Genomic DNA, 25,716 nt, shown 5'->3' with positions numbered 1-25,716 from the left:
AGCAACTATTTGGTCGCGACTGATCTGCGCCGGACGTCCGCGCCGACTTCTTGAGGTGGTGTCTGCGTCCTTACCGCCACCGTCACCGCCCACACTCGACAGCTTAGGTTCTCGCGGCGAGGACCCCGTTGGCAGCGACCTCACAGGCGCCGACCGGCTGTCTCGGCCCTGTTGTACTAATTTTCAGCCATCCGGAAAAAAATTGGCGAAATCGACGCTGCGGCCGGCTCCCGTCCCGTATACCAAGACGCATGAAAGCATCTGCATACATCGGCCGGGTCGGGGGTTTGGCAGTCGCGCTGGGGATCGGCGCTGCTGTGAGCTGGGGAAACGGGGTGGCGTCGGCGGATACAGGCGCATCACCGTCGAGCCATTCCGAGGCCACCTCAGCCAGCGGAGGTGTGAGGGGCACGTCCACGGGTTCGGCGAAGAAGACACCCGGCAAGGCGACAGCGTCGGCCGCGGCGAGTTCGGAAAACCCATCCGCGGCCGGTGATGGCGACGGCGGCGCAACGAGCCCGCGAACCACCAAGCCAAGCGCACGCGCTACGGCCAAGGCTTCGGCGAAGAAGGCGCCCAGCAGTGCGACAGCACCGTCTCCATCGTCAGTCACAGCAAGTGCGGCGACTCAACCCCTCGCCACGGCCTCGGCAATACCGGCTGGCGCAGGCAAAACGCCGACCACGCCCGTGGATCCCCCGCTGGTCTCGATGCTGCTCGCTGCCGCCCGCCGAGAAGGCTCCGGAACGGCACCCAAGTCCACCGCAACCATCACCGCGGTGGCGCTGGCCAAATCGACCGCCTCGGCACCACCGGTTGCAGGAGGCACTTCGCGCAACGCACCGGCCGCGCCCGTGGACACCACCGCGCTCGTCTCGACGCTGTCGGCCGCGGGCGCCACCCCCGATACCACACCCGGGTCTACTGCTGCGGTCACCTCAACGACACCGCCCATGTCCGTGCAGCGGCTGGTCTACATCCAGATCCACGCTGCCATTGAGCGCTGGATCAGCAGTGACATCGGCCGGCAGGTGGACTTCGTCATCAATCGGCTGGCCGGCTCGTATGTCATAGGGAACGGCGCAGCCGGCACCGCGGCACACCATGCCGGCGGTGCCGGTGGATGGTTGGCAGGCAATGGCGGCGCAGGTTGGGACAGCACCGAAGCGGGTGTTGCTGGTGGCGGCGGCGGTCGCGGTGGATTGTTGGGCGATGGTGGACGCGGCGGTGCCGGCGGTGCGGGAGCCGCCGGTGGTGCGGGCGGTGCCGGCGGGTTCCTCTTGGGCATCGGCGGTAGCGGCGGCGCTGGCGGAACCTTGCCCGGTGGCACCGGCGGAGCCGGCGGTCGTGGCGGTGCGGGAGTCGGGCTGCTGTTCGGTGTCGGCGGCACCGGCGGCCATGGCGGCGACGGGGCTGACGGTGGCCGAGGCGGCACCGGTGGCTCGGGGTCATTCATCTGGGGATTCGGCGGCAACGGCGGTGACGCCGGAAACAGTGGCGTGGGCGGCGCCTCGACGGGGTTGCCTGCGCTCGGCGGGGCCGGCGGCAACGCGGGCCTGTTCGGTACGCACGGCGCCGTCGGCCACTTCGGCACCGGGGCCACGCTCACCGGGACCAGCGTCGACGCCTCAGGGCGGCCTCTGTCGACCACCGGCAACTGGATTACCAACGGTGACGGGCAGGTCGTGATCCTGCATGGGGTCAACCAGGTCTACAAGCTCGCGCCATACGACCCGTCCGCTGGCGGGTTCAGCGAGGACGACGCAGCATTCCTGCAGGCCAACGGTTTCAACCAAGTGCGGCTTGGCGTTATCTGGGCCGCCGTGGAGCCCGAGCCCGGCGTCTACAACACTGCCTACCTCGACTCCGTCAACCAGACCGTCCAGATGTTGGCCAGCCACGGCATCTACACCATCCTCGATATGCACCAGGACGGCTACAGCAGCGAGTTCGGGGGCGAAGGCGCGCCGGCGTGGGCGTCGAAAACCGGCGGGCTGCCCAACATCCAGGTGGGCGGCTTCCCGATCACCTCGCTGCTCGATCCTGCCGCGCAGTACGCCATCGGCGCATTCTGGGCGAACAGCCGAGTATCGGGTGGGATGGGGCTGGAGGACCATTACGCGCAGATGTGGGAACACGTCGCGAACTACTTCAAGGGCGACCCCAATGTGGCCGGCTACGAGATCATGAACGAGCCGTACCCGACCGCAGGGGACTCGCTGCTGAGCATGCTCGGCGGCTCGCACTTCGACCGCGAGTCGTTGACTCCGTTCTACAACCAGGTGGCATCGGCGATCCGGGCAGTCGACCCGAACACACCGGTGTACTTCGAGCCGAACGCACTGTTCGACTTCGGTGTACGCACCCACCTGGGCACCGTGGATGCCAACCACACCGTCTTCTCGTATCACCCCTATTCCCTGGCGACATTCGGTGGGGGCTCCATCCCGGACGTCGCCGGAATCACGAACATGGCTATGGCCTATGCGCGTGCGCATGGAATTCCGGCGATGGTGACCGAGTTCGGCACGATCGGATCCACGACCAATTACTCAACACTCTTCCCCCCGATGAACAGCGCAAACCAGCATGCGATCGGTTGGTCGGACTGGGCCTACACCGGCCAAAGCGACATCACCGGTTCACCGGGCACCGAGTGGTTGGTGAAGGACCCCAGCCTGCCGCCCGTCGGCGACAACGTCGATGCCACCAAGCTGGCAATCCTCGCCCAGCCCTACCCGCAGGCGATCTCCGGCACACCCCAGTCCTGGTCCTATGCCAACGGCACCTTCCAGTTCAGCTACGCCACCCAAAAAGCCGACGGCACAGGCAGCTTCGCCGCCGGCGCACAGACGATCATCTCGACGCCAACCGTGGAGTTCCCGAGCGGCTACCAGGTGACCGTCACTGGCGGGCACGTTGTGTCGGCGCCCAACGCACCTCAACTCGTGATCGCGTCGGATGACGGCGCAGCCACGGTCAGAGTCGTCGTGACTGCCGCCCCCGCCGGAACCGGACCCAACGCGGCGACGTGATCGAGCTGACGGGCCCCCCTTGGAAGTCCCCAGCTGCCGAAGGGGGAGCCCGTCAGTCGTAGATGACGGCGAGGCCGCGCCGTTGCAGGTCGGCCAGACCGTCGCGCATCGCCTGGAGCTGCTCGGGCGAGTGCCCGACCCAGTCGGTGAGTTCGCCGACGATTCGCACCGGCTCACGGGTGCGGTACGAGTGGGTCGGATTTCCCGGCAGCTTCTTGTCCGTCACGTTGGGGTCGTCCTCCAACTCGCCGACGGGCTCGACGACGTATATCCGGCACGGGCCGTCGCCGGCCGCGAGTTCGGCGCCCCATGCCGCAGCGTCCAGTGTTCGCGTGACGTAGACGTGGTTCGAGACCCGGCCCGTCTCGTAGTTCGACGCACGTCCGGGCAGCAGCAGATCGCCGACCGAGAGATCGGCTTTGGTGCCGTGCAGCAGCGCACCCGACTCGTGCACTTCAAAAGGTTTCGGTGTGTTCGTCATGACATCCCCCAGTCGTCTCACCGTTTGGTCGGACGATTGTGCGGCACCACCGGGGCCTTGCGGCAAGCCCCGGTGTCTGCCATAAATTGAGAGTGGGAGTTCTCCCGCGTTCGCATTCCGGGGCGCCGCCGATTCGATGAAACCGCCGGCGCGGCACCATGTTCAGCCGAGGTCCCCGGGTCCATCACCCAGCAGGCGCATAACCCCGGGTCGCGACGAGTTCGTGGGTGAGTTGCACGAAGGCGGAGGCGGCCGCGCTGTGGTAGCCGCCGTCGCGGCGCAGGAGCGCGACGGTCCGAGTCGGCATGGGCGGGTCCAGCGGGACCGGCGTCAGATGCGGATGGTCGTGGGTGACGGCGTCCGGCAGGACCGTTGCGAGCGGCGTCCGTTGCACGATCTCGGTGAGGGCCTGGACGGAGTTGGCCTCGACGGTGATCCTCGGGTCGACGTGGTGCTCCGCGAAGTACGTATCGATATGGGTACGGGTGAGGAAATCGCTGCTCAGCAGGGCCAGGTGGACCTCAGCCAGCGCGCGGACGGGCAATGGGTTGGGCAGGGCCTCGGCCCGTGGGCCACTGGTGACCAGGCCGAGGTGCTCGGTGAACAGCGCGGCGGCGTCGATGCCAGGGGCGGGGGAGCCGATGAAGGCTATGCCGACGTCGAGGTCGTCGGCGAGCAGCGCCGCTTCGATGCTGTCCTGGGACATCTCGGCCACCGTCAGGCTGATCCCGGGATGGCGGGCGTGCAACTCGGCAATGAGCGGGGCGACGAAGTAACTCGTGAACGTCGGGGTGAAGCCCAGGCGCAGGTGACCGCGGCTGAGGTCGCGCACGTCCTCGATGGCGCGTTCGGCCGCGGCCAGTTCACGGAGCGCGCTTCGGGCGCGGTCGGCGAAGGCGGTGCCCGCGTCCGTCAGCCGGACGGTGCGGCCGCTGCGGTCGAGCAGCTGGACTCCGAGTGTGTTTTCCAGCTGTTTGATCTGCTGGGAGAGCGTGGGTTGCGACACATATAGCTCTTCGGCGGCGCGGGAAAAGTTGCCGTGTTCGGCGACAGCGAGCAGATACCGCAGGTGACGAAGCTCGAGTCCGGCCATGAGACCAACTATAGAGGTTGTCTATAGGAGGCATGAAAACTGGCTATTGGACGTTATACACGCTGTTCATGCATGGTGAATTCAGCAAGAAAGGAAGCATCATCATGAACACGAACAACCTCGCCGCCGCGACAATCGGACTGGTCGCCGGAGCTCTCGCCGCGGTCGGCATCGGACTGGCCACGCCGGCGCTGGCGGACAACGGCGGGACGGTGGCGCTGCCCGGGCCGGTTCCGGTGTACGCGCAGGACACCTTCATCGGCGGAGCCAACCCCTACGTGCCGTTCGGAACCAACCCGATGGTGCCCTACGGCACGTGGGCGCAGCATTGATCCAGCACTGACATCCCGTCAGAACCATCGACCCACCTCCGGAAGGACGCACCAGCCATGATTCACGCCCAGTTCGACCCCACCGCCCGTCAGCTCCTCGCCGCCGCGGCTGTCGAGGCCAAGACCCGTAAGGACCTGTCTTGGCAGCAGATCGCCGACGCCGCCGGTCTGTCGGTGGCCTTCACGACGGCTGCCGTTCTCGGTCAGCACGCGCTCCCGGCGGAATCGGCGAAGGCCGTCGGTGCCCTGCTGGGCCTGGACGACGACGCGGTGCGGTTGCTGCAGACCATCCCGACCCGCGGCTCCATCCCCGGCGGCGTGCCCACCGACCCGACCATCTACCGCTTCTACGAGATGCTGCAGGTCTACGGCACCACCCTCAAGGCACTGGTTCATGAGCAGTTCGGTGACGGCATCATCTCCGCCATCAACTTCCGACTGGACGTGAAGAAGGTTGCTGATCCCGATGGTGGCGAACGTGCCGTCATCACCCTCGACGGCAAGTACCTGCCCACCGTGCCGTTCTGATATCTGGTGCCGACTGCCCTAATATGATGTAGTCGGCCACAGAAATTTTCGCAACGGCAAATTCTTGTGGCAAACTAGACGAAGGCCGCTGACGGCCGGCTTCGAGAGGGTGGACTCAGCGTGGCGACGCACCTGCGCATGGCGGCGGTGACCTGGCTGGTCGCCGCACCGGTCTTCGGTGCCGGCGTGGCGAATGCCGCGCCCCATGACGTGCCGCTTTCGCCGGGTGTTTCAGCTGAGACAGGTGGGGACAGTTCGAGCCCTTCGCGTCCGGGACTGTCGTCCATCGGCGATCTGCACAAGGTGTTCGGCGGCCTGACCACCGCCGCGACCACGGCCGGAACCGGCGCGCTCAGCGGCTTCGGTGTCGCGCCGTCGGTCGGCCAGCAACTGACGCCCAAGTTCGGCGACGGACGCAACGGCACCAACGTTTCGTCCACGAACTCGTCCTCGAATGCATCGACCGGCTTGCCGTCGGGTGTCGTCGGCACGACCGGGAGCGCGGCTGCCAGCGAATCAGACAACATTGCCGAAACTCTCACCGCCACACCGTCTGTCCAGTCGGTCTCGGCTCCGCTGGTCCAGGCGAGCGTGGCGGCCGGTCAGGTAGCGGTCGTTGTGGCAGACGCACCGACGGCGCCGGTGACGGCGTTGACGGGTCCGCTGCCCGCATTCGTGGGTGAGCCGATCCAGAGCGTGGCTGCGCTGCCCGGATTTGCTGTGGCGCAGGCTCTGCCGGTGGTCGACGGGTTGGCCGCGGCAGCGGCGTCGCTGACGTCGGCCGCCATCACGCCGCCGTCCGGCGTGCCGCAGGCCGTCTCCTTCGGCCGTGACTTCGGGGCCCGCACCGGGCCACCGGCATCCGGTGGGGCGCAGTCCAATTCACGCTTTGCCGGCCACACCGGCGCCGCCGGGGAACTGCCGGTGCGCGGACCCGCACCGGCGGATCGGGTCTTCGCGGCCGACAACGCCGTCGTGGTGGCGGCGCCGTATCGGGCCGGGTACTCGGACGACCTCCGCGCGGCCGGCCTCGGTGAGGTCGCCGCCGTCGCGGTTCCCGGTTTCACCGGCCTACTGGTGCTGACCGGGGCGGGTGGGCTGATCGGCTTCCGCCAGGCCCGTGCCGGCCGCGCGATGCACGGGGGCACCCTCACGCGATTCGCGAGTCAGTAGCCGGCCCTCCTTTTGTCGTGAATTGCTTTGCGGCTGAAGGTATTTGATCGTCGTGGCGCTGACGTTGCTCAAAGGTGTTGGTGTGCAGTACCTTTGGCTGAACGCGCTGGTCAGCGCGACGCTGCCCGAGGTCGGTGAAATGCCGCGAAATCAGCATCTACCACACGTCGACGGGCGTTTGCCAGCCGACACGCCGAAGCGACGCTGTGGCGAAATCGGAGCGAGCTCCATCCGACGTGCAGAGAACCCGGCCGACCGCTTACTCTGATGCGGTACCTCGAGTACACAAATCAGACAATCCCTGGCCGACGCCGAACTTTGGAGCTGTGTTGACGTCATCCCGCCGTGTTCGTGGCGCCTGGCTGGCTGCTGCGCTGGCCGTCCTTGCCGTGCTCGGTGGGACAGTGGTGTCGTCGACGTCGCGCTGCCAGGAGGGCTGCAAGGTCGTCGCTGCATCGCGCGACCTGTCCGTCTCGCAGCCGGCCGCGCCCGAGCCCGCCGCGCTGCGCGTCACGCCGGCCGGTGGGGCGAAGGACGTCAGCCCGGCCGCGCCCGTCAACGTCACGGCCGCCAGCGGCACCATCACCGTGGTGACGATGGTCAACGGCGCCGGAAAAGAGATTCCCGGGACCCTCGGACCCGACGGCAAGACCTGGGCGCCCGCCGAGCAGCTCGGCTATGGCCGCAAGTACACGATGACCATCGAGGCGCGCGGTCCCTCGGGCATGCCGTCGCGGCAGACGTCGAGCTTCACCACGCTGGACCCCACCTACCAGACGGCGGTGTACCTCAACACCGTGTCCGGCGCTTCGCTGCAGGAGGGTGGGACCTACGGCGTCGGCGTCGTGGTCACCGCGCACTTCGACGAGAAGATCGAGGACAAGGCCGCCGCCGAGCGCAACCTCGTCGTCACCACTAACCCGCCGGTTCCCGGTTCGTGGCACTGGGTCGACGACGCCAACGCGCACTGGCGCCCGGAGAAGTACTACGCGCCGAACACGACCGTCACGGTCGCGGCGAAGATCTATGGCCTCAGGCTCGGCGCCGGCACCTACGGTCAGCAGGACGAGCACGTTTCGTTCCGGATCGGCAATGCCCACGTTTCCGTCGCCGACGACCACACTCACCAGGTCAGCGTCTTCGACAACGGCAAGCTGGTGCGCACCATGCCGACCTCCATGGGCATGGGCGGCACCGAGTCCGTCGGCAACACCGTCATCTCGTTCTGGACGCCGCCCGGCGTCTACACCGTGATGGACAAGGCCAACCCGGTGATCATGGATTCCTCGACGTTCGGGTTGCCGGTCGGCAGTCGCCTGGGCTACAAGGAGACCATCCCGTGGGCGACCCGGATCAGTCACGACGGCATCTACCTGCACCAGTTGAACTCGACCATCTGGGCGCAGGGCAAGCAGAACACCTCGCACGGCTGCCTGAACCTCAACAGCGAGAACGCCAAGTGGTTCTATGACTTCTCCGTGCCGGGCGACATCGTCGAGGTGAAGTTCACCGGCGGCGAGCCGCAGAAGCTGAGCCAGAACGGCGACTGGAGCATGCCGTGGGACCAGTGGGTGCGCGGCTCCGCGCTGCCGCCGCCGCCTGTTCCCGTCGCACCCGTCGCCGCGCCGCTGCCGCCGCGCTAGTCACCCCTCGCGGGACCGGTCGGGCCAAGTGTGAACTATCTCACTATGGCCCGTATTTCGGCGTAGCCTTAGGGCATCTTCGGCAAGGAGGGAGATGCGAATGAAGGGCGCGTATCACGATCCGGTGGACCATTCCCGAACTACGCAACCGCACGCCGGTGAATCCTTCATCGACACCCTGTGGCTGCCTGGCCTGGGCCTGATCGCACTCGGCATCGTCACCATCGCAGGCTTCGTCTTCGCAACCGCGTTCGGTCACACGGGGCTCGAGCTACCGCTCGGCCTCATCGCCGGCGCGCTGGTCACCGCAGGGGCGCTCATCATCACGTTCGAGCATCTGCGGGTCAAGCGAGTCGAGCAGCGGTGGCTTGCCGACCATCCTGAACGGCGCCTGCACGCAGGCTGACCGCCCGGTGGTCTAGCGCGGCAGCAGCCGCAGAATCTCCGGCGTCCGCGGATCGAGGATGTCGTCGAAGTCGTGGTGCTTCTCGACGTACGCCTTGACCATGGGGCAGATCGCCACGATGCGCTTGCCCTGCTCCCGGGTGGTCGTCAACGCCTGGGCGATCAGCACGCTGGCCAGCCCGCGCCCGCCGAACGCCGGGTCGATCTCCGTGTGGTAGAAAACCCGCTGCTCGCCATGCTCGATGAAAGCGGTGAGCCCCACGGACTTTCCCTCGACCGCGATGCAGAACCGGTCGGCTTCCTGGGTCACCTCGACGGGTTCGCCGTTCTTGTCGGTGAGCATTACTGGGGCCTTTCCTCCGGTGGGTGGTTTCCGCGGGACCAGGCGGGTGGTCGGTAGCGGGGGAGCGGGCAACCGTGCCGGCGCACCCTGGTAGCCGATGACTTCGCCGAACTGTTCGGATTCGGCCTGCCACTGATTGCGGTACTCGACGATCTCGTCGTGCGTGCGCCCGACGAAGTTCCACCACATCAGCAGTTCTTCGGTGAACGGCGTGCCACCGAGGACGACGGCGCGTGCCGGTTCGGCACCGGTGTTGGCGAGGGTCAGGCGCGTGGATCCGACGCCCTGATAAGCCAATTCGTACGGCTGTACCGGCGTGCCCGCGACGGTCAGCGTCCCCTGATCGAGCAGCACGGCGTGCTCGAAGGTGGGGTCGACCTCGAACTCGACGGTGGCGCCCGCCGGCAGATCGACCTGGGCGCCGAGCAGCGGAGTGTGCGTGTGCACCGGCGACTGTTGCCCGGCCAGTGCCCCGAGAAAGACCGACACCGTGGCGCCGCCGAAGGAAACCGGCTGTGGCGCATAGTGATCGAAATTGCGGGGACCGTGGCGTGCGGCGTCGGGCAGCGCGACCCACAACTGGACACCGTGCAGGATGGTCGTTGCCGGGGTGGAGACCTCCGAGTGGCAGATGCCGGCGCCGGCCGTCATGAGGTTGAGCTCGCCGGGCCGCACCATTTCGTGGACGCCATGCGAATCGCGGTGCTCGATCTCGCCGCTGAACAACCAGCTGACCGCCTGCAGACCGGTGTGCGGATGCGGCGGGACGTCCATCCCGGCCTTGGTGCGTACGTCTTCCGGGCCGTAGTGGTCGGCGAAACACCACGCGCCGACCAGCGAGCGCTCACGTTGCGGCAAGGTGCGACGGACCATCATCGCGCGCGGCCCGCCCAGCGGCACCTCACGCGGCTCCAGAATCTCGATGCGGTTGGGAGGCCCGGCGGCACAGTCGTATTCGATGGGGTCTGCCTCAAGATTGCTCACGATTCGCCTTCCCGGCTGCGTACCATCGTCGCGTTCGCTCAGACCATACCCGCGCCGTCCTGACCGCAACCTGGAAGTAGGCAATGGACACCACCGAACCGGGCCTCCCGCACGTGCACATCGACAAACAGTCGCCCCACGCCTACCGGGCGCTGGTGGCGGTGGCGACCGCGGTCGGCAAGACCGCCGCCGAGGCCGGATTGCCACCCGCGCTGGTGGAACTGATCAACACGCGGGTGTCGCTGATCAACGGCTGCCCGTCGTGCCTGGAGATTCATCACCGGCGCGCGGTGAAGGCGGGCGTCACCGAAAAGCAGCTGGCGACACTGCGTGCGTGGCGTGACACCGAACTGTTCTCCGAGCAGGAACGGGCCGCGCTGCGGCTGGCCGAGATCACCACGACGCTGCCCGACCACGACACCGCCGAACGCGAATACGCAAGGGCACGAGCGGTACTGAGCGACGACGAGCTCTCCGCGGTCATCTGGGTGGCCACCGCGATCAACGCCTTCAACCGGGTGTCGATCCTGAGCCGGCATCCGGTGCGGCCCTAGGTACTGGCCCGCAGCCGGTCCCGCAGACCCGACGCGCGCAGTGCCTGACGTTCGACCGCCGCCCGCACCTCGTCGGCCGACCCGACGATGCGCACCTTCTTCTTCGCACGAGTGACGGCGGTGTAGAACAGCTCGCGGGTCAGCAGCCGGGAGTCGGCGGGCGGCAGGATCACCGTCACCTCGCCGGCTTGCGAGCCCTGGCTCTTGTGGATGGTCAGCGCGTACATGGTCTCGACGTCGACGATGCGGCTGGGCGAGAACTGTTGCGTCGCAGTCGCACCCGCGATGTACACCTGGACGCCGTCCGGCCCGGCGGCGACCAGGCCGGTGTCGCCGTTGTAGATGCCCAGTGCGTAATCGTTGGCGGTGACCAGCAGCGGGCGGCCGGGGTACCACGGCGACCAGGTGGCCTGCCCGGTCTCGTCGGTGATCCAGCGCTCCACCTGACGGTTCCAGTGCCGAACCCCATAGGGCCCGTCGCGGTGCGCGCACAGCAGGCGGTGTTCGTCCATGGCCGCGAGACCGTCGTCGCCGGCGCCCAGTAGCGCGCATTCGCGAACTCTCAGTGCGTGGCCCACCAGAGCCGGGCGCAACACCGCGGCCGGGTCGGGATCCTCGACGAATTCGATCGCCGGATCCCCGGCCCGCAGCAGGGCCAGCACCTGATCGGCGGCACCGGACCGGATCGCTTCGGCCAGCCCGCCGATCGCCGCGCCGAACCGGTGCGTGGTGCGCAGCGCAGCGATCTGGATGGACGGGTGGTCGGCGAGCCCGTCGACCAGATCGGCGAGCACGGCGCCCGCCTGCACCGAGGTCAACTGGTCGGGGTCGCCGACGAGCAGCAGCCGGGCGTCGGGCCGGACGGCCTCGAGCAGCCGGGCCATGAGCGTCAGCGACACCATGGAGGTTTCGTCGACGACGATGACGTCGTGCGGCAAYCGGTTGCCGCGGTGGTGCTTGAACCGCGAGGCGCTGTCGGGGCGCCCGCCGAGCAAGCGGTGCAGCGTGACGGCCCGCAGCCCACTGAGCCGTTCCTGGTCCGCGGTATCCAGCTTGGCCACCTCTGCCGAGACCGCTTCCTGCAGCCGGGCGGCCGCCTTCCCGGTCGGCGCCGCGAGTGCGATGCGCAGCCGGCCTGGGTGCGCGGCCTGCGCCAGGAGCGCGAGCAGCCGGGCCACGGTGGTGGTCTTGCCGGTGCCGGGGCCGCCGGTCAGCACCGTCACCGGTTGCGTCAGCGCGAGTTGCGCCGCGGCCCGCTGCTCCGCGAAACCCGTTGGCGGGAAAAGTCGTTCGAGCTCGATATCGGTGACGGACTGCGATCCCTGTGCCGACAGCGCCAGCAGGTCGGTGCACACCTGCTGTTCCTCGCGCCAGTAGCGGTCGAGGTACAGCAGTCGCTCGTGGTCCAGCCGGATGGCGGTGCCCGTCAACGGACCGCCCGCGACCGCGGCGATCAGTTCGTCGGGAGCCGGCCACGGCAGGTCGCCGTCGGCCCCGCTGCCGACGTCCTCGGCGACGGTGGTGAGGTCGACGCACACCGAGCCTTCCCGCAGCGCCCGGACCGTCAGCGCGACCGCGAGCGCGACGACCTCGCCGGCCTCGTCCGCCAGCGCGCAACATCTCTGGGCCACATGGATATCGGCCGCGTTCAGTACTCCGGCGGCATTGAACGTCGCCAGCAGACCGGTGGCCGCGGGTACCTGGCGCCAGTCCATGGGGTCGGGCAACCGGTCCGGTGTCGCCTGCAGCGGTGCGGTCATGATTCGCGTCCTCGATCCAACAGGTCGGACAGCCCGCTCACCAGCTCGACCGGGGGCTGCCAGCTGAACACCCCGCACGGGTGACCGTCGACCACGGGGGTCGCCGGTCCGCACATGCCGCGGACGAACAGGTACGCCACGCCGCCCAGATGCTGTTCGGGCGCGTAGTCGGGCAATCGCCACCGCAGGAACCGGTGCAGCACAACCGAATACAACAACGCCTGCAAGGGGTAATCGGAGTGCATCATGGCCTCGGCGAGCCGCGGCGCGGTGTAGTCCGCCGCCGTGTTCTCGGTGCCGAAGTCGCCCAGCCGGTTGGTCTTGTAATCGACCACCAGATACTTGTGGCCTCCTTCGCCCGGCACCCGCAGCACCGCGTCGATGGAACCGGACAGGTAGCCGTGCAACCGTTGGTGCCCCAGCGGTTCGGCCTGCAGCCGGGCACCATAGGCGGACAACGGATCCGACGCCGGCAGCAGCGCGCTCACCAGCGCGCCGACGTCGCCGAGCCGGATGTCCCGCGCCGCGTCGGGCCGATCCTGGCCGCCACCCAGCGGCATCTCGAAATCGAGTTCCCGCAACCGATCCCGCAATCCGATCTGCCGCAGCGTGAAACCCGGCGCCAGCGGGCCCAGCGGGGTGTCGTGCATCGGCACCAGGGCCGTGGCGAGCTCGCCGGTCGGCACCTCGACGTTCCACAGCCCGGACTGCTCGTCGATGCGGGCGGCCAGCTCGGCGGTGAGATCGTCGGACAGCGGATCGGCCCGTTCGAGCACGGCGTGCACCAACGAACCGAAGGCAGCACCGGCCGGCAACTGCGCCATCGGCGACGGCAGATCGCCGGGCAGTGGACCCGGCGGTGCCTCGGTGACGACGTCCGCTGATTCGTCGTCCCGCAGCGTCGTGTCCGGTTCGCTGCTCACGGCCTGCCCGTCGTCGTGCACGACCCGGACCAGAGCCGAATACGACGTCCGGCGCCAATGAGTGTCGATGCTGCGATGAAAATGCCGCACATCCAGATCCAGGGGCGCCGACGGTGCCGGCGGAGACATCGGCGTCACGGGCTCGGCCGCCTCGACCACGGGGCCGCCCGCGTGCTCCCACGCGGTGAAACAGGCCATCGCGTCGTCATCCGAAACCGTCTGTGGGACAAGGCTGTCCGGTACGGCGGTGGCACCGGGCCGGCGGCCCCGCAGCAGCCGCGACAGACCGCCGTTCTGCTCGTCCCGCGACGGCGCCCACCACGCCACCACCTGCGACTGCGCCCGGGTGAGCGCCACATAGGTGAGCCGGACGTTGTCCCCGGCGATCTCGGCCAGGCCGGCCTGCTCCGCCGCGGCGCGGTCGGTGGCCCCGGCGCCACCGAGATGCAGACAGCGCGTGCCGTCGGAGTCGTGGAACCGCAGCACGGTGTCCGCCTTGACGAACCGGTTGAACCCGAACGGCAGATACACCACCGGGAACTGCAGGCCCTTGCTGCGCCACACCGTCATGATCTGCACCGCCGCGGCGTCACTGTCCAGACGGCGGTTGCGTTCGGCCGGGCCGCCGCGGTCCTTCAGCTGGCGGCGCAGCCAATCTCGCAGGGCGGGCAGGTGATAGCGCTCGCGGTGCGCGGTTTCGTGCAGAAGTTGGCTGACGTGCGCCAGGTCGGTCATGTGCCGCTCGCCGCCTCGATGCCCGAGGACCCGTTCGGGCAGGCCCAGCGATACCGCGGCCTCGAACACCGCCGCGATACCGCGATCCCTGGCCAGGCCCGCCCAGTGCCGGATGGTGGTGGTGATCTGGTCGGTCAACTCGTCGCCGCCGGCAGCCAGATCCGCCGCGCGGTGGCCGAAGAACATGGTGGTCGCGGCGGCCCGCGCCACGCCGCTGCGATTGGGGGTGTCGAAGGCATCGAGCAGCCGCAGCCACTCGGCCGCCGCAGCCGAGGCGAACACATCGGTGTCACCCGAATACACCACCGGAATACCCAAGTCCAGCAACGCGTCCCGGCACGGTACGGCGTCCAGGCCGCTGTCGACGATCACCGCGATGTCGCCGGCGGTCAGCGGCCGGCCATCGAACTGTGCGCCGCTGGCCAGCAGCACCGAGATGTCCGCGGCGAGATCCTTGGCGATGTACGGCCGCAACTGGCCGATCGGGACCATCCTGCGCTGCGGCGTCCCGAACTCCGTGCGCGCCACCACCCGCAGCCGGAACGGATCGTTGCGCGGCGCCCCGGTGAGCCGGTGACGGTCGGTGCGTGCCTCGACGGGATGCACCACGATGTCCTCGTCGCCGAGGGCCGCACCCTTGAGCACCGTCTGCAGCCGGTCCACCAGAACCTTGTCGCTGCGCCAGTTCTCGGCCAGGGTCAGCCGCTGGTCGGCGCTGCGGGCGGCATCCAGATAGGTGACGATGTCGCCGCCACGGAACGCGTAGATGGCCTGCTTGGGGTCGCCGATCAGGACGACGGCGCTGTGCCCGACGAAGGCCCGCGAGATCACCTGCCACTGCACCGGGTCGGTGTCCTGGAACTCGTCGACCATGACGATCGGCCAGCGGCGGCGCATCCGGTCGCGGGCCGGTGCGTCGGACTCCTCCAATGCGGTGGCCAGCCGGCTCAGCAGGTCGTCGAAGCTCAGCATCCCCTGCCGGCGTTTGCGGCGTTCGAGTTCTTCGAGCACTCCCGCGGCGAATGACAAGCGTTGTGCCGCAACGCTGTCAGGGTCGGCGGTCGCGGGCCGCAGCTGTGCGCTGGGATCGCCGACGACCCGCTTGGCCAGGTCCAGCGCATCGGCGAAGCTCAGTGCGGGCTCGTCGCGCTGGTCTCCGTAGGTCGTCAGGTACAGGTCGGAGACGATCTCTTCCACCAGCTCGTCGAGGCTCTCCACCAACTGGGCACCCGAATCGGTGTCACCGGCGATGCCGAGGGAACGCAGCACCAGCCCGCAGAACTCGTGCGTGGTGGCGATGGTCGCGGCGTCGAAATCCGACAGTGCGGCGCGCAGGCGGGCGCGGCGCAGGACCAGTTCGTCGGGCGCCGCGGCGGCCAGGTGGCGGATCAGGTCGTCCGCATCGGCGGGCGGATCATCCAGCGCGGCAACGGTCTTCACCAACTGGGCCCGCACCCGTTCCCGCAGTTCCCGGGTGGCCGCCCGGCTGAACGTGATCAGCAGCATCTGGTCCAGCGTGGCGGCGCCCTCGGCGACGTACCGGGTCACCAGGCCGGCGAGGGCATAGGTCTTGCCGGTACCGGCGCTGGCTTCCAGCACCGTCGTCGTCGCCGGTTCCGGCAGCGGGCCGAGTAGATCGAAGGCGTCCATCAGACCCGCCGTTCCGCATCGAGCAGCGGCCGCCACAGCCGGGACGCGTAGGCCCCCAGGCGCGTGTTCTCACCCGGCACGGCGACCTCGTCGGGCCGCGGCGCGTCGAGGAGCACCGCCAACGGCGCGGCCGGTCCCCACACTTCGACATACTCGGCGCCGTCCTTCTCCCAGCGCCACTCCGAGTCGGCACCCCGCTCGGGTACGGGGTCGTCGAACTGCCGCGCCCGCGCCCATTCCAACGACGTCTTCAACGGCAGTGGCAGCGGTTCGCGCCGGCCCGCGTCGTAGATCGCGACCAGGTCGCGCAGCACCGAAAGCGGTTGCTCCGGAGGCTGGTACGCCATGGCCTGCATGGTGTTCCGCGGACCACGGCCGATGCAGTACGCCTCCCACTCCCGCTCCGGTGCGCCCGCGGCCAGCGCCACCAGGGTGACCCAGGCCTGCAGTCGGTGCTTGGCGCCCAGCTTCGAATAGGTGACCGTCACCGTCCGGTCCTGCCACAGTGGGGCGACGGTGCCGGTGAGCCTGCGCGCGGCGCCCAGGTCCACATCGATATCCAACGCACCGGCCTCGCCCCGCTGCAGCGTCCGCGCGGCCGTCGCCAGTTCGATGGCCTCGCCGCGGATTTCGCGGGCCTGACGCCAGCCGAGGTGTCCCGGCGGCAGCGTGCCGCGCCGCCACTCGGCGCCGATGACGAAGTCGGGATCCCGGCCTATCTTCAGGTCGTCGAGCATGCGTTCCCCGACCGCCCACTTGCCGAGACCGTCGATGGCGACCGGGATGGCATCGGACAGTTCGTCGGCGTCCCACGGCAGCGTGTAGTCCAGCGCCCGGAAGAAGCCCTTGACCGGGTTCGCGAAGAACCTCAGCAGCTCGGCCAGTTCGACGTCGCCGCACGGTGATTCGTCCAGCGGGCCATCGATCAACCGTGGCTTCGGCCGGCGTTCCCCGAGGACGGCCCTGGCCCCGCGCAACGCCGCCGGGTCGTAGGTGAACGGCCGGTCGGGCACCAACCCGTCGCGGGCGACGGTGCGAATATCGAAGGGCTGCAACGGGTGATCGGCCACGATGCGGCGGCGCACCGGCTCGCCGGTGGTGCGGTCGAGCGCGTCGAGCAGCTCCTGCACCGGGACGGCCGGTGGCCGGTGCTCACCGGAGTGCTCGTCGGTGCCGGTGTAGGTGATGACCAGGGTGTCGGTGGCCGAGCAGATGGCATCGAGCAGCAACTGCCGGTCCTCGGAGCGGATGTCGCGTTCGCCGGTGAGCGGATGACGGGCCAGGACGTCGTCGCCGTCGGCGATGCTGGTGCGCGGGAAGACGCCGTCGTCGAGCCCGACCAGACACACCACCCGGTGCGGCACCGAACGCATCGGGACCATGGTGCACACCGTCAGGGTGCCGGTGCGGAAGTTGGCGCGCGTCGGGCGGCCGGCCAGTTGCCGTCGCAGCAGGGACCGGACATCGGGCAGCCGCAGCGTCGTGCCGGACCGAGATCCCGCGCGGGTCAGCACTTTCGCCAGTTCGCGGTCGAGTTGCCCCTGCTGCCACTGGTCGTCGGCACCGACCCGCGTGAGCTGCGCGATGCCGTCCCGCAACACCTCGACCCAGCCGTCCAGCGGCTGCGCGCCGGTGAGGCGGTCGACGACGCCGCGCAGTCGCTGCACGTACTCCGCCAACCGGCCTGCCAATTCGACGCGGTTCGAGTCGACGTCGTCGAGCGGCAAGGCGGTGCCCAGCCAGGCCTGCGAGTCGTCGGACATCGCGGCGCCAACGAGCAGCCTGTCGACCCCGAACTGCCACGTGTTCTGCGGGTACCGCTGCAGTTCGTACGGGGTGCGGTGCGCCGCGTCGAAACCCCACCTAATACCTGCTGCGCCAACCCATTCGGTGATGTCCACCAGGTCGTCGTCGCTGAGTGCGAAGCGCCGGCGCACCGGATCGCTGTGCGCCAGGCTGAGCACCGCGCTGGCGGTGGCCCGGCCGTCCGCGATGTCGAGCAGTTCGGCCAATACCCCCAGCAGGGGATTGGTCTGGGTCAGCGCGCGGTCGGCCAACCGGACCCGCAGGCCCTGGGCCGGGTGGCCCCGGTCGGCATGCTCACCCGCGCCGAACGCTGCGGTGATCAGCGGTGCGTAGGTGTCGATGTCCGGGCACATCACCAGGATGTCGCGTGGCTGCAGGGTCTCGTCGTCGTCGAGCAGGCCCAGCAGCACGTCGCGCAGGACGTCGATCTGCCGGGCCGCACCGTGACAGCGATGGATCTGGACGGACCGGTCGTCCTTCAGCAGCTGACGCCGCGGGCCGGGCCGCACCTCGTCGGCCGAGATGTCGGACTGCAGCCAGCCCAACAACGTGTCCGGAAACCCGCTACGGGGATGGAACTGATCGGTCTGCGCGGCGGGCAGGCCGCGTTGCAGCTCCCGCAGATCGCGGCCGAGGGTCTGCAGCAGCGGATGGCTCACGCGGAGCCGGCTGGTGTCCCCGCGCCGGGGCTCCTGACCGCGCAGATCGGACAGCGTCTGCCACAACGGGTCGCTGGGATGCGGCAGCCACAGGTGCAGATCGTGATGGGTGGCCAACGCCCCGAGTAGTTCGAGGTCGGCCGCGGGCAGCCGGGTATGCCCGAACAGGGACAGCCGGGCCGGCAGCGCCGACGGTGAATCGGTCAGGCGGGCAATGGTTTTCGCCTGCCGTACCGAGGGTGGGTCGGCGTCGATGCGGGCGGCGGTCGCCCGCCACAGGTGTGGTTGCCAGAGCAGGTCGTCGTCCAGCCGGCCGCCCGCGCCGTCGGAGCTGCCACCGTCGCACCAATCGGCGAGCATCGCCGGCCGGGCTTTGGCGTAGGTGTCGAACAAACCCGCCAGCCGCCGGGCCACCGCGTACCGGCGGCCCTGCCGCAGCTGGGTCTCCTCGGGACTGCCCAGTTCGGCGTAGCCCAGGTGTGCCGCGAGGGTGTGCGCCCAATCGGGGTGGGTCGTGCCGAGGTCGTCGAGCTCCTCCAGCAGCGGCCACACCATGGCGTCGGGGTCCCACGGGTTGCTGTCGACTGTGCCGGTGATCTCCGCGAGAAGTGATGTGGGGGAGCGGAATTCGATGCCCGCGCACACGCCGTCGGCGGCCGCGCCCTGGCCGAGCACATGGGACAGCTGCTGGCTGAGCCAGCGTTCCATGCCACGCGCGGACACCAGCACCAGCTCGGCGGCGAACGGATCCGCCGGCGGTTGAGCGAGCAGCGCACCCAGCCCGGCGGCCAGCGCGCCGGTGTCCTCGGCTCGGTGCAGGTGTAGCGCCATCGGACCACCCTAGGTCGGGACACCGACATTTCGGCCGACGCGGGCCGCCGACAGCTTTGTCGAAGCGGGGCGTTACCCGCCGAACTCGGCGGCCAAACCGTCGATGCCGGCCTGGATCGCGGCCAGCGATTCGGCGCGGGCCTTGAGCTTGCTGGCCAGGTGATGCTTGGTGTGCAGCGTCGCGGCGAAGCCGGCGGCCACCTCCTGAGCACGGCTCAACACGTTCTCCGGCTCGACGATCTCGTCCACCCAGCCGGCCGCCCGCGCTTCCTCACCGGTGAACGTCGCGGCCAGGCCGACCGCCCGCTGGAAGGCCGCCTTGGTCAATCGCATGCGCAGGATCTCGACGCACGCCTGGGGCACCGTCATGCCGATGGCCACCTCGTTGGCCTGACACCGCATCGTGGGAGAGCCGACCCGGTGGTCGCCGGACTCCAGCAGGAACGAGCCGCCGGCGATCGCGTGGCCGGTGGCGGCGATCACCACGGGGACGGGGAAACGCAGGAGCCGGACGTTCAGTTCGATGCCGCCGCGCAGCATGGCCAGCCCGGCCGCCGCGTCACCCGAGCCGAAGATCGCGAGGTCGAACCCGGCGCTCAGCACCCGGTTGTTGCCGGCGAGCACGATCGCCTTGACTTCGTCGGCCTGCTCGGCCTGATCGAGCGCGGCGTTGATGTTCTGCTGCATCGTCGGGCTCAGGACGTTGACCTTGCCGTCGTCCAGCGTGATCGTGGCGACTGCATCGGTCACGGAGTAGGTGACGGTGCTCATCGGTTCTCCCTCGGTCGGTTCCCGGGCCGGGAACGGGTTTGAGCCGATGCTAGACGGGCCCGCGGAGGCGGCCGCCGTCAGTGGACGCCGTTGCGGTGCCGGCCCTTCGGACCCTCGTCGACCCACTGGATTTCCAGTTCGGTGGTCTCGTCGGCCTCGCGGCTGCGCCAGCGGTCCTGGGTTTCCCGGACCGCCCGATTCATGCGGTCGATCTCCGCGCGGAAGACGTCGGGCTGCGTCTCCTTCGAGGCGTAGTGGAAGTACGTCAGCACGCTGCGGAGCAGCTCGAGCTTCTGCTTCTCCCGCTTGGCGAGGTCATGCGTCGTCATCAGCTCCAGCCGCTGCACCGGCTGCAGCGCGGCCCAGTCGAGCACCACCTTCGACTCGTACTCGCGGGGCTTCGGCGCGAATCGGGACTTCTTGCCGGGCGCGGGGGCCGCCAGGTCGTAGTAGGTGAGCGTCCCCTCGAACCGGGACCGGATCGACCCGCCCAGCTCCTCCCGGCTGATCGCCGAGTCCCAGATGGTTCGCCACTCTTGCCCCGGGGCCAGGACCGAGAGTTCGCTGGGCAGCCGCAGCTCAGTGACGTCGAGCTCGCCGTCGTGGTCGGAATCCTCATAGATGGCGACGGTCGGATGATTGGTGAACTCGAACGAGATGTTGTGCGCCGCGGTCTGCCCGAAATTGCGGACCACCAGCTCGATCAGGTGCCAGTCGGATGCGTGCGGCTCCATGTACATGGTCACCTGCGGACGCACCTGATCCCGCTTGAGCTGGCGATTCTTGGACAGCTGACGATTCACCGCGATCAGCACGACGATGCCGAACGCCAGCGCGGCCCAGGCCGCGATGGCCAGCCAGCTGCCCGACCCCAGGCCCGTCAGGTCATTCCAGCGTTGAGATATCCAGTCCACCGCGCCACCCAGTCGTCATTTCACCGATCGGTAATCCGACACCGAGACTAATATTCGCTGGTTGACTTGTACAACGGAGGAAAGTTCGTAGCTGCGCGCTCATGACCAGGCGACTGTGCCGCTAGCCGCCCATCAGCATGCGCCACTGGTCCAGGTTGCTGGCCCGGTAGACGTAGTTGGAGCGACGGACGTCGTCGAGCGGCGCGCTGGGTTCGGCCGAGTACCAGTGCCCGGGGAAGACCGTCGGATCGCCGGGCAGCGCGGCCAGCGCCTGCAGGCTGTGGAACATGTCATCGACGTTCCCGCCCGGGAAATCGGTGCGGCCGCAGCCCTCCAGGAACAGGGTGTCGCCGGCGACCAACCGGCCGTCGAGCAGGAAACACTGGCTGCCGGGAGTGTGTCCGGGGGTGTGCAACAGCTCGATCGGCACGGCCCCCACCTCCACGATGTCGCCGTGCTGGTGCGACGTCAGCTCCGACGGCGCGATGCCGGTGACCCGGGACACCCAGTCGGCCTCGTGGGCGTTGACGTGCACCGGCACGCTGACCCGCTCCAGCAGTTCGGCCAGGCCCTTGAGCTCGAAGCCCATCATCGAGCCGCCGACATGGTCGGGGTGATGGTGGGTGACGAGCACGCCGGACAGGTGCATGCCGTCGGCCTCCAGGGCGTCGACCAGATCGCCCGCGGCGTAAGCCGGGTCGACGACCACGCAGTCGCCGGTCTCCCGGTCGCCGATCAGGTAGGCGAAGTTGCGCATCTGCGCGGCGATCGGGTCGGTCGCCGCGAAGTCGCGGCCGGCGAGCAACTGACGGAAATACAGGCGGTCATCAGGCATGCGGACAGCCTAGGAGGGTGGTCGGCCCGCGATGAAGTGCGTGGCGTCAATCGGGACGTTTCGAAGCCCGCGATCGTTGAAGCCTGGGACAACTGCGAGACGAGATCGGGCAAACCGGCGACAGGAACCCCCGGGGGAGTCAAAATAGGGCGGTTACGCTGCCGTTTTGGCAGCTGATTCAGCGAGACGGTAACCTCTTTAAGGCCCACGGGGCAGACGGTCGTAACCGACAGTTCGAAACCGAGGGTCAGGCCCCCTTAGCTCAGTCGGTAGAGCGTTTCCATGGTAAGGAAAAGGTCAACGGTTCGATTCCGTTAGGGGGCTCGGTGGACATATGGCGAGCGGAGCGACGGAAGTAAGAATCCGCCGCTGCGCCGCCTGTGTCTGTCGGGGCGGTGTAGCTCAGCTGGTTAGAGCGCACGACTCATAATCGTGAGGTCGGGAGATCGAGCCTCCCCACCGCTACCAGCACAACAGGGATTTACGAAGCGAAAGAGGCAGAGACGTGGCGTCGAGTACCGACGTACGGCCGAAGATCACCTTGGCCTGCGAGGTGTGCAAGCACCGTAACTACATCACCAAGAAGAACCGTCGTAACGACCCGGATCGTCTTGAGATCAAGAAGTTCTGCCCGAACTGCGGTACACATCAGCCGCACAAAGAGTCGCGTTAGCCACTCGTCGTGGGCCTGTCGGCGGAAATTGTCGGGTATCACTACCGGCATCCTGAGTGCTACGAGGTCGGTCGCGAGAAGATTCGTGAGCACGCGATCGCCGTCCAGAACGATGACGCATGCTTTCACCAGGAGTCGGCTGCGGCTGAACTCGGGCACGACGCGCTGCTGGCGCCTCTGACGTTCATCAGCATCTTCGGCTACCAGGCGCAGTTGGCCATGTTCGAGGACGCTGGTGTCGTCATCTCGGATGCCCAGATCATTCACGTCGATCAGGAGCTGAAGTTCTTCGCGCCGATCAAGGCCGGCGACAAGCTCTTCTACGACGTCTATGTCGACTCGTTTCGGCAGGCGCACGGCACCGACATCATCGTGACCAAGAACATCATCACGAACGATCGTGGTGATGTCGTTCAAGAGGCCTACACGACCCTTGCGGGTCGTTCGGGTGAGGACGGACAGAAGGGATTCTCAGATGGCGCTTCGTGAATTCAGCTCGGTCAAGGTCGGTGACGAGTTGCCCGAGAAGACCATCAAGCTGACCCGGCAGGACCTGGTCAACTACGCCGGTGTTTCCGGCGACCTGAACCCCATCCACTGGGACGACGAGATCGCCAAGCAGGTCGGTCTGGACACCGCCATCGCCCACGGCATGCTGACCATGGGTCTCGGCGGCGGCTTCGTGACCAACTGGGTCGGTGACCCGGCTGCCGTCACCGAGTACAACGTCCGTTTCACTTCGGTCGTCCCGGTCCCCAACGACGGCATCGGCGCCGAGCTGATCTTCACCGGCCGCGTCAAGTCGGTCGACGAGGAATCCAAGTCGGTCACCATCGCGCTTTCCGCCACCACCGGCGGCAAGAAGATCTTCGGTCGCGCTGTCGCGACCGCGAAGTTGGCCTAGCCCATGCCGGTGAATCCCGACATCTTGGGGATGGTTCACAAGTACCCCCAGGTGTTCACGGTGGGGCGCGAGCAGGTCCGGCAGTACGCCAAGGCAGTCAAGTCCGACCACCCCGTGTCGATGGATGAAGCCGCCGCGGCCGAATTGGGCCACGACACCCTGATCGCCGGTCCGACGTTCGTGTCGATCGTCGCGCTGCTGGTTCAGCAGGATTTCTTCCGCGCCGTCGACGTCGGCATGGAGACCATGCAGATCATCCAGGTCGACCAGAAATTCGTCTACCACCGCCCGGTCAAGGTCGGGGACCGGCTGCACGCGACCGTCGAGATCGCGTCGATCGAGCACCGGTTCGGTGCCGACATCGTGTTGACCCGCAACACCCTCACCGATGACGACGGTGGCGTCATCATGGAGGCCTTCACCACGTTGATGGGCCACGAAGGCGACAATTCGGTGTCGGTGCGCTACGACCGCGAGACCGGGCAGGTGCTCCGCTCGGCCGCCGGAGCGGATTAGTAACTCAGACTGGGGCCGATGTACACTCGGTCCTCGGGGATCCACCCTTTTCAGCGCGCTGTCCGTCGGTTACAGATCGACCGATCGGGGAGCGCGCGAATTGTGTGAGGACCCAGCCGGAAGCGCCGACCTGGTCGGTGCTGAAGGGGCGTAGCTCAATTGGCAGAGCAGCGGTCTCCAAAACCGCAGGTTGCAGGTTCAAGTCCTGTCGCCCCTGCTCAACTGAATACCGATGTGGACACTGGAATTGTGACCACCTGGAACAGACGAAAGGCATGCGGTGAGCGACGAGCGCGATAGTGCCGGCTCCGCAGGCGCCGGTACTGATGCGGGCACCGACGCGGGCGAAAGCGAGTCGCAGGGCCAGACCGCAGTTGTGACGCGCCCGGCGCGTCCGACCGGAAAGCGGGCCCGGCGGGCCGTCGAGGTCGACGAGTCCGGGTCGGACACCGTCGAGGCGGATTCTGACGCCGAGGACAGCGCGGCCGACGCCGGCAAGAAGGCCAAGCCGAAGAAGGCTGAAAAGTCCAAGAAGACGGGCCCCACTCGGAACCCCTTCGTGTTCGTCTGGAACTTCCTCAAGCAGGTCGTCGCCGAGCTGCGGAAGGTCATCTGGCCGAACCGCAAGCAGATGATCGGCTACACGACCGTCGTGCTGGTGTTCCTGGTCTTCATGGTGGCGCTGATCGGTGGGGTCGACTTCGGTCTCGCCAAGCTCGTCATGTGGGTGTTCGGCTGACGCCGTCCGCCCGCCGTGACGAGCTCAAGAACGTAAGAGAGGACTGACTACCGTGACTTTCGATGGCGAGACACCTTCGGATGAGTCCGACGTGACCGCCGAGGCAGTCGAGTCGGTGGAGACCTTGGACGACACCGCGGAAACTTCGGAGACCGCGGATGTTGCCGACGCGCCCGAGGCGACCGAAGTGGTTGTCGACGAGACGGTGGAGGCCGTCGCCGAGGAGCCCGAGGACGAGGACGAGGATCCCGCGGTCGCGCTGAAGAAACAGCTGCGGCGTCAGGCCGGCGAGTGGTACGTCATCCACTCGTACGCCGGTTACGAGAACAAGGTGAAGGCCAACCTCGAGACCCGCGTCCAGAACCTGGACGTCGGCGACTACATCTTCCAGGTCGAGGTACCGACCGAAGAGGTCACCGAGATCAAGAACGGCCAGCGCAAGCAGGTCAACCGCAAGGTGCTGCCGGGCTACATCCTGGTGCGCATGGATCTGAACGACGAGTCGTGGGGCGCCGTGCGCAACACGCCGGGTGTGACCGGGTTCGTCGGTGCGACCTCGAAGCCGTCGGCCCTGTCGCTCGACGACGTCGTCAAGTTCCTGCTGCCGCAGGGCGCCGCGAAGAAGCCCGCCAAGGCGACCTCGGCTGCCGCCGCGTCGGGTGCCGACAGCGAAGCCAGCCTGGCGCGTCCGGAGATTCTGGTCGACTTCGAGGTCGGCGAGTCCGTCACCGTCATGGATGGCCCGTTCGCGACGCTGCCCGCGTCGATCAGCGAGGTCAACGCCGAGCAGCAGAAGCTCAAGGTGCTGGTGTCCATCTTCGGACGTGAGACGCCGGTCGAATTGACCTTCACACAGGTCAGCAAGATTTAATCGCGGACTGCCAACTCGCGATTAGCAGGATGTAGTCGCACCGCGGCTACCTAGAAAGGAACACCACACCAATGGCCCCGAAGAAGAAAAAGGTCGTCGGGCTGATCAAGCTGCAGATCCAGGCCGGCGCGGCCAACCCCGCCCCGCCCGTGGGTCCGGCGCTCGGCCAGCACGGCGTCAACATCATGGAATTCTGCAAGGCGTACAACGCTGCGACAGAAAGCCAGCGCGGAAACGTCATCCCCGTGGAGATCAGCGTCTACGAAGACCGCACCTTCACGTTCGTTCTGAAGACCCCGCCGGCAGCGCGTCTGCTGCTCAAGGCTGCGGGTATCCAGAAGGGTTCGGCCGAGCCGCACAAGACCAAGGTCGCCAAGATCAGCTGGGACCAGGTCCGCGAAATCGCCGAGACCAAGAAGGAAGATCTCAACGCGAACGACATCGACGCCGCTGCCAAGATCATCGCCGGCACTGCCCGGTCGATGGGTATCACGGTCGAGTAATCCCCGGATTCGCGCAGCTGCGTGAATCCACCCGTGGAAGAGCCCGCTTCGGCTC

General features: G+C 67.9%; 24 protein-coding genes, 3 tRNA genes and 1 pseudogene. 18 read left to right on the top strand and 10 right to left on the bottom strand.

Translation table 11 applies throughout. The features are described 5' to 3' along the window. The first annotated feature begins 689 nt into the window (after positions 1 to 689). Positions 690 to 3,035: a cellulase family glycosylhydrolase gene (locus AC1U2B_RS15865; RefSeq protein ID WP_480217500.1), complete on the top strand. Its 2,346-nt coding sequence runs from the start codon at positions 690 to 692 to the stop codon at positions 3,033 to 3,035. A gap of 52 nt (positions 3,036 to 3,087) precedes the next feature. Here AC1U2B_RS15865 and arr read toward each other — a convergent pair whose 3' ends face one another. Both arr and cynR read right to left on the bottom strand, forming a co-directional pair. Beyond that, the gene (arr, locus tag AC1U2B_RS15860; protein WP_480217499.1) at positions 3,088 to 3,516 is read right to left on the bottom strand and encodes an NAD(+)--rifampin ADP-ribosyltransferase; all 429 of its coding nucleotides are present in this window, start codon (positions 3,514 to 3,516) and stop codon (positions 3,088 to 3,090) included. 184 nt (positions 3,517 to 3,700) lie between these two features. Continuing rightward, positions 3,701 to 4,609 carry a transcriptional regulator CynR gene (gene cynR, locus AC1U2B_RS15855; RefSeq protein ID WP_480217498.1) on the bottom strand — a complete coding sequence of 303 codons (909 nt, stop codon included), beginning with the start codon at positions 4,607 to 4,609 and terminating at the stop codon, positions 3,701 to 3,703. A gap of 104 nt (positions 4,610 to 4,713) precedes the next feature. Between cynR and AC1U2B_RS15850 the strand changes: the two genes are divergently transcribed. The 6 genes from AC1U2B_RS15850 (at position 4,714) to usfY (ending at position 8,691) form a co-directional block, all read left to right on the top strand. After that, positions 4,714 to 4,941, top strand: a complete 228-nt coding sequence (locus tag AC1U2B_RS15850; protein ID WP_480217497.1) for a hypothetical protein — start codon at positions 4,714 to 4,716, stop codon at positions 4,939 to 4,941. 57 nt (positions 4,942 to 4,998) lie between these two features. Continuing rightward, on the top strand, positions 4,999 to 5,469 hold the full coding sequence (cynS, locus tag AC1U2B_RS15845) for a cyanase (RefSeq protein WP_260937216.1): 471 nt from the start codon (positions 4,999 to 5,001) through the stop codon (positions 5,467 to 5,469). Between the two features lie 120 nt (positions 5,470 to 5,589). Then, the gene (locus AC1U2B_RS15840) at positions 5,590 to 6,642 is read left to right on the top strand and encodes a hypothetical protein (protein WP_480217496.1); all 1,053 of its coding nucleotides are present in this window, start codon (positions 5,590 to 5,592) and stop codon (positions 6,640 to 6,642) included. Positions 6,643 to 6,694: 52 nt separating this feature from the next. Beyond that, positions 6,695 to 6,910 carry a hypothetical protein gene (locus AC1U2B_RS15835; protein ID WP_480217495.1) on the top strand — a complete coding sequence of 72 codons (216 nt, stop codon included), beginning with the start codon at positions 6,695 to 6,697 and terminating at the stop codon, positions 6,908 to 6,910. A 58-nt stretch (positions 6,911 to 6,968) separates the two neighbouring features. Further along, a complete protein-coding gene (locus AC1U2B_RS15830; RefSeq protein WP_480217494.1) occupies positions 6,969 to 8,285 on the top strand; it encodes a L,D-transpeptidase in 1,317 nt (438 codons plus the stop codon). A gap of 100 nt (positions 8,286 to 8,385) precedes the next feature. Next, positions 8,386 to 8,691, top strand: coding sequence for a protein UsfY (usfY, locus tag AC1U2B_RS15825; RefSeq protein ID WP_133759506.1), 306 nt, complete (start codon positions 8,386 to 8,388; stop codon positions 8,689 to 8,691). A 12-nt stretch (positions 8,692 to 8,703) separates the two neighbouring features. On the opposite strand, the gene AC1U2B_RS15820 is transcribed toward usfY, so the two are convergent. Next, entirely contained in the window at positions 8,704 to 9,033 is a 330-nt protein-coding gene (locus AC1U2B_RS15820) for a GNAT family N-acetyltransferase (protein ID WP_480217753.1), read from the bottom strand. 18 nt (positions 9,034 to 9,051) lie between these two features. Then, positions 9,052 to 10,017, bottom strand: a pseudogene (locus AC1U2B_RS15815) (pirin family protein); the annotation flags it as partial. 83 nt (positions 10,018 to 10,100) lie between these two features. Here AC1U2B_RS15815 and AC1U2B_RS15810 point away from each other — a divergent pair. Further along, positions 10,101 to 10,571 carry a carboxymuconolactone decarboxylase family protein gene (locus tag AC1U2B_RS15810; RefSeq protein ID WP_071285751.1) on the top strand — a complete coding sequence of 157 codons (471 nt, stop codon included), beginning with the start codon at positions 10,101 to 10,103 and terminating at the stop codon, positions 10,569 to 10,571. Here the strand turns inward: AC1U2B_RS15810 and recD are convergent. The 6 genes from recD to AC1U2B_RS15780 form a co-directional block, all read right to left on the bottom strand. Continuing rightward, positions 10,568 to 12,286 (bottom strand): exodeoxyribonuclease V subunit alpha, encoded by a 1,719-nt coding sequence (recD, locus tag AC1U2B_RS15805; protein ID WP_480217752.1) that lies wholly within the window; start codon positions 12,284 to 12,286, stop codon positions 10,568 to 10,570. The genes AC1U2B_RS15810 and recD overlap by 4 nt on opposite strands. 41 nt (positions 12,287 to 12,327) lie before the next feature. Beyond that, the gene (locus AC1U2B_RS15800) at positions 12,328 to 15,639 is read right to left on the bottom strand and encodes a UvrD-helicase domain-containing protein (RefSeq protein WP_480217493.1); all 3,312 of its coding nucleotides are present in this window, start codon (positions 15,637 to 15,639) and stop codon (positions 12,328 to 12,330) included. Then, complete coding sequence (recC, locus tag AC1U2B_RS15795; protein ID WP_480217492.1) at positions 15,639 to 18,935, bottom strand: exodeoxyribonuclease V subunit gamma; 3,297 nt, start codon at positions 18,933 to 18,935, stop codon at positions 15,639 to 15,641. The genes AC1U2B_RS15800 and recC overlap by 1 nt, the downstream gene beginning before the upstream one ends. A 72-nt stretch (positions 18,936 to 19,007) precedes the next feature. Next, positions 19,008 to 19,706: a crotonase/enoyl-CoA hydratase family protein gene (locus tag AC1U2B_RS15790; protein WP_480217491.1), complete on the bottom strand. Its 699-nt coding sequence runs from the start codon at positions 19,704 to 19,706 to the stop codon at positions 19,008 to 19,010. 77 nt (positions 19,707 to 19,783) lie between these two features. Beyond that, positions 19,784 to 20,620, bottom strand: coding sequence for a DUF8453 domain-containing protein (locus AC1U2B_RS15785; RefSeq protein WP_480217490.1), 837 nt, complete (start codon positions 20,618 to 20,620; stop codon positions 19,784 to 19,786). Between the two features lie 121 nt (positions 20,621 to 20,741). Continuing rightward, positions 20,742 to 21,455, bottom strand: a complete 714-nt coding sequence (locus AC1U2B_RS15780; RefSeq protein ID WP_480217489.1) for an MBL fold metallo-hydrolase — start codon at positions 21,453 to 21,455, stop codon at positions 20,742 to 20,744. A 251-nt stretch (positions 21,456 to 21,706) separates the two neighbouring features. Here AC1U2B_RS15780 and AC1U2B_RS15775 point away from each other — a divergent pair. The 10 genes from AC1U2B_RS15775 (at position 21,707) to rplK (ending at position 25,661) form a co-directional block, all read left to right on the top strand. Beyond that, a tRNA-Thr gene (locus AC1U2B_RS15775) sits at positions 21,707 to 21,779 on the top strand. A 67-nt stretch (positions 21,780 to 21,846) separates the two neighbouring features. Then, a tRNA-Met gene (locus tag AC1U2B_RS15770) sits at positions 21,847 to 21,923 on the top strand. Positions 21,924 to 21,960: 37 nt separating this feature from the next. Further along, positions 21,961 to 22,128, top strand: a complete 168-nt coding sequence (gene rpmG, locus AC1U2B_RS15765; RefSeq protein WP_003881823.1) for a 50S ribosomal protein L33 — start codon at positions 21,961 to 21,963, stop codon at positions 22,126 to 22,128. 9 nt (positions 22,129 to 22,137) lie between these two features. Next, positions 22,138 to 22,617 (top strand): (3R)-hydroxyacyl-ACP dehydratase subunit HadA, encoded by a 480-nt coding sequence (gene hadA / locus AC1U2B_RS15760; RefSeq protein ID WP_043401587.1) that lies wholly within the window; start codon positions 22,138 to 22,140, stop codon positions 22,615 to 22,617. Then, positions 22,604 to 23,032, top strand: coding sequence for a (3R)-hydroxyacyl-ACP dehydratase subunit HadB (gene hadB / locus AC1U2B_RS15755; RefSeq protein ID WP_071285745.1), 429 nt, complete (start codon positions 22,604 to 22,606; stop codon positions 23,030 to 23,032). Before hadA ends, hadB begins: the two co-directional genes overlap by 14 nt. 3 nt (positions 23,033 to 23,035) lie before the next feature. Further along, positions 23,036 to 23,548: a (3R)-hydroxyacyl-ACP dehydratase subunit HadC gene (gene hadC / locus AC1U2B_RS15750; protein WP_071285744.1), complete on the top strand. Its 513-nt coding sequence runs from the start codon at positions 23,036 to 23,038 to the stop codon at positions 23,546 to 23,548. 144 nt (positions 23,549 to 23,692) lie between these two features. Then, positions 23,693 to 23,765, top strand: a tRNA-Trp gene (locus AC1U2B_RS15745). 63 nt (positions 23,766 to 23,828) lie between these two features. After that, on the top strand, positions 23,829 to 24,287 hold the full coding sequence (gene secE / locus AC1U2B_RS15740; protein WP_071285743.1) for a preprotein translocase subunit SecE: 459 nt from the start codon (positions 23,829 to 23,831) through the stop codon (positions 24,285 to 24,287). 52 nt (positions 24,288 to 24,339) lie between these two features. Beyond that, positions 24,340 to 25,158, top strand: coding sequence for a transcription termination/antitermination protein NusG (gene nusG / locus AC1U2B_RS15735; protein WP_480217488.1), 819 nt, complete (start codon positions 24,340 to 24,342; stop codon positions 25,156 to 25,158). Between the two features lie 71 nt (positions 25,159 to 25,229). Continuing rightward, a complete protein-coding gene (rplK, locus tag AC1U2B_RS15730) occupies positions 25,230 to 25,661 on the top strand; it encodes a 50S ribosomal protein L11 (protein ID WP_043401604.1) in 432 nt (143 codons plus the stop codon). Positions 25,662 to 25,716 lie beyond the last annotated feature (55 nt).

The sequence above is a fragment of the Mycolicibacterium sp. P4_G11 genome (assembly GCF_056555145.1).
This window is presented reverse-complemented; position numbering and strand designations above follow the sequence as displayed.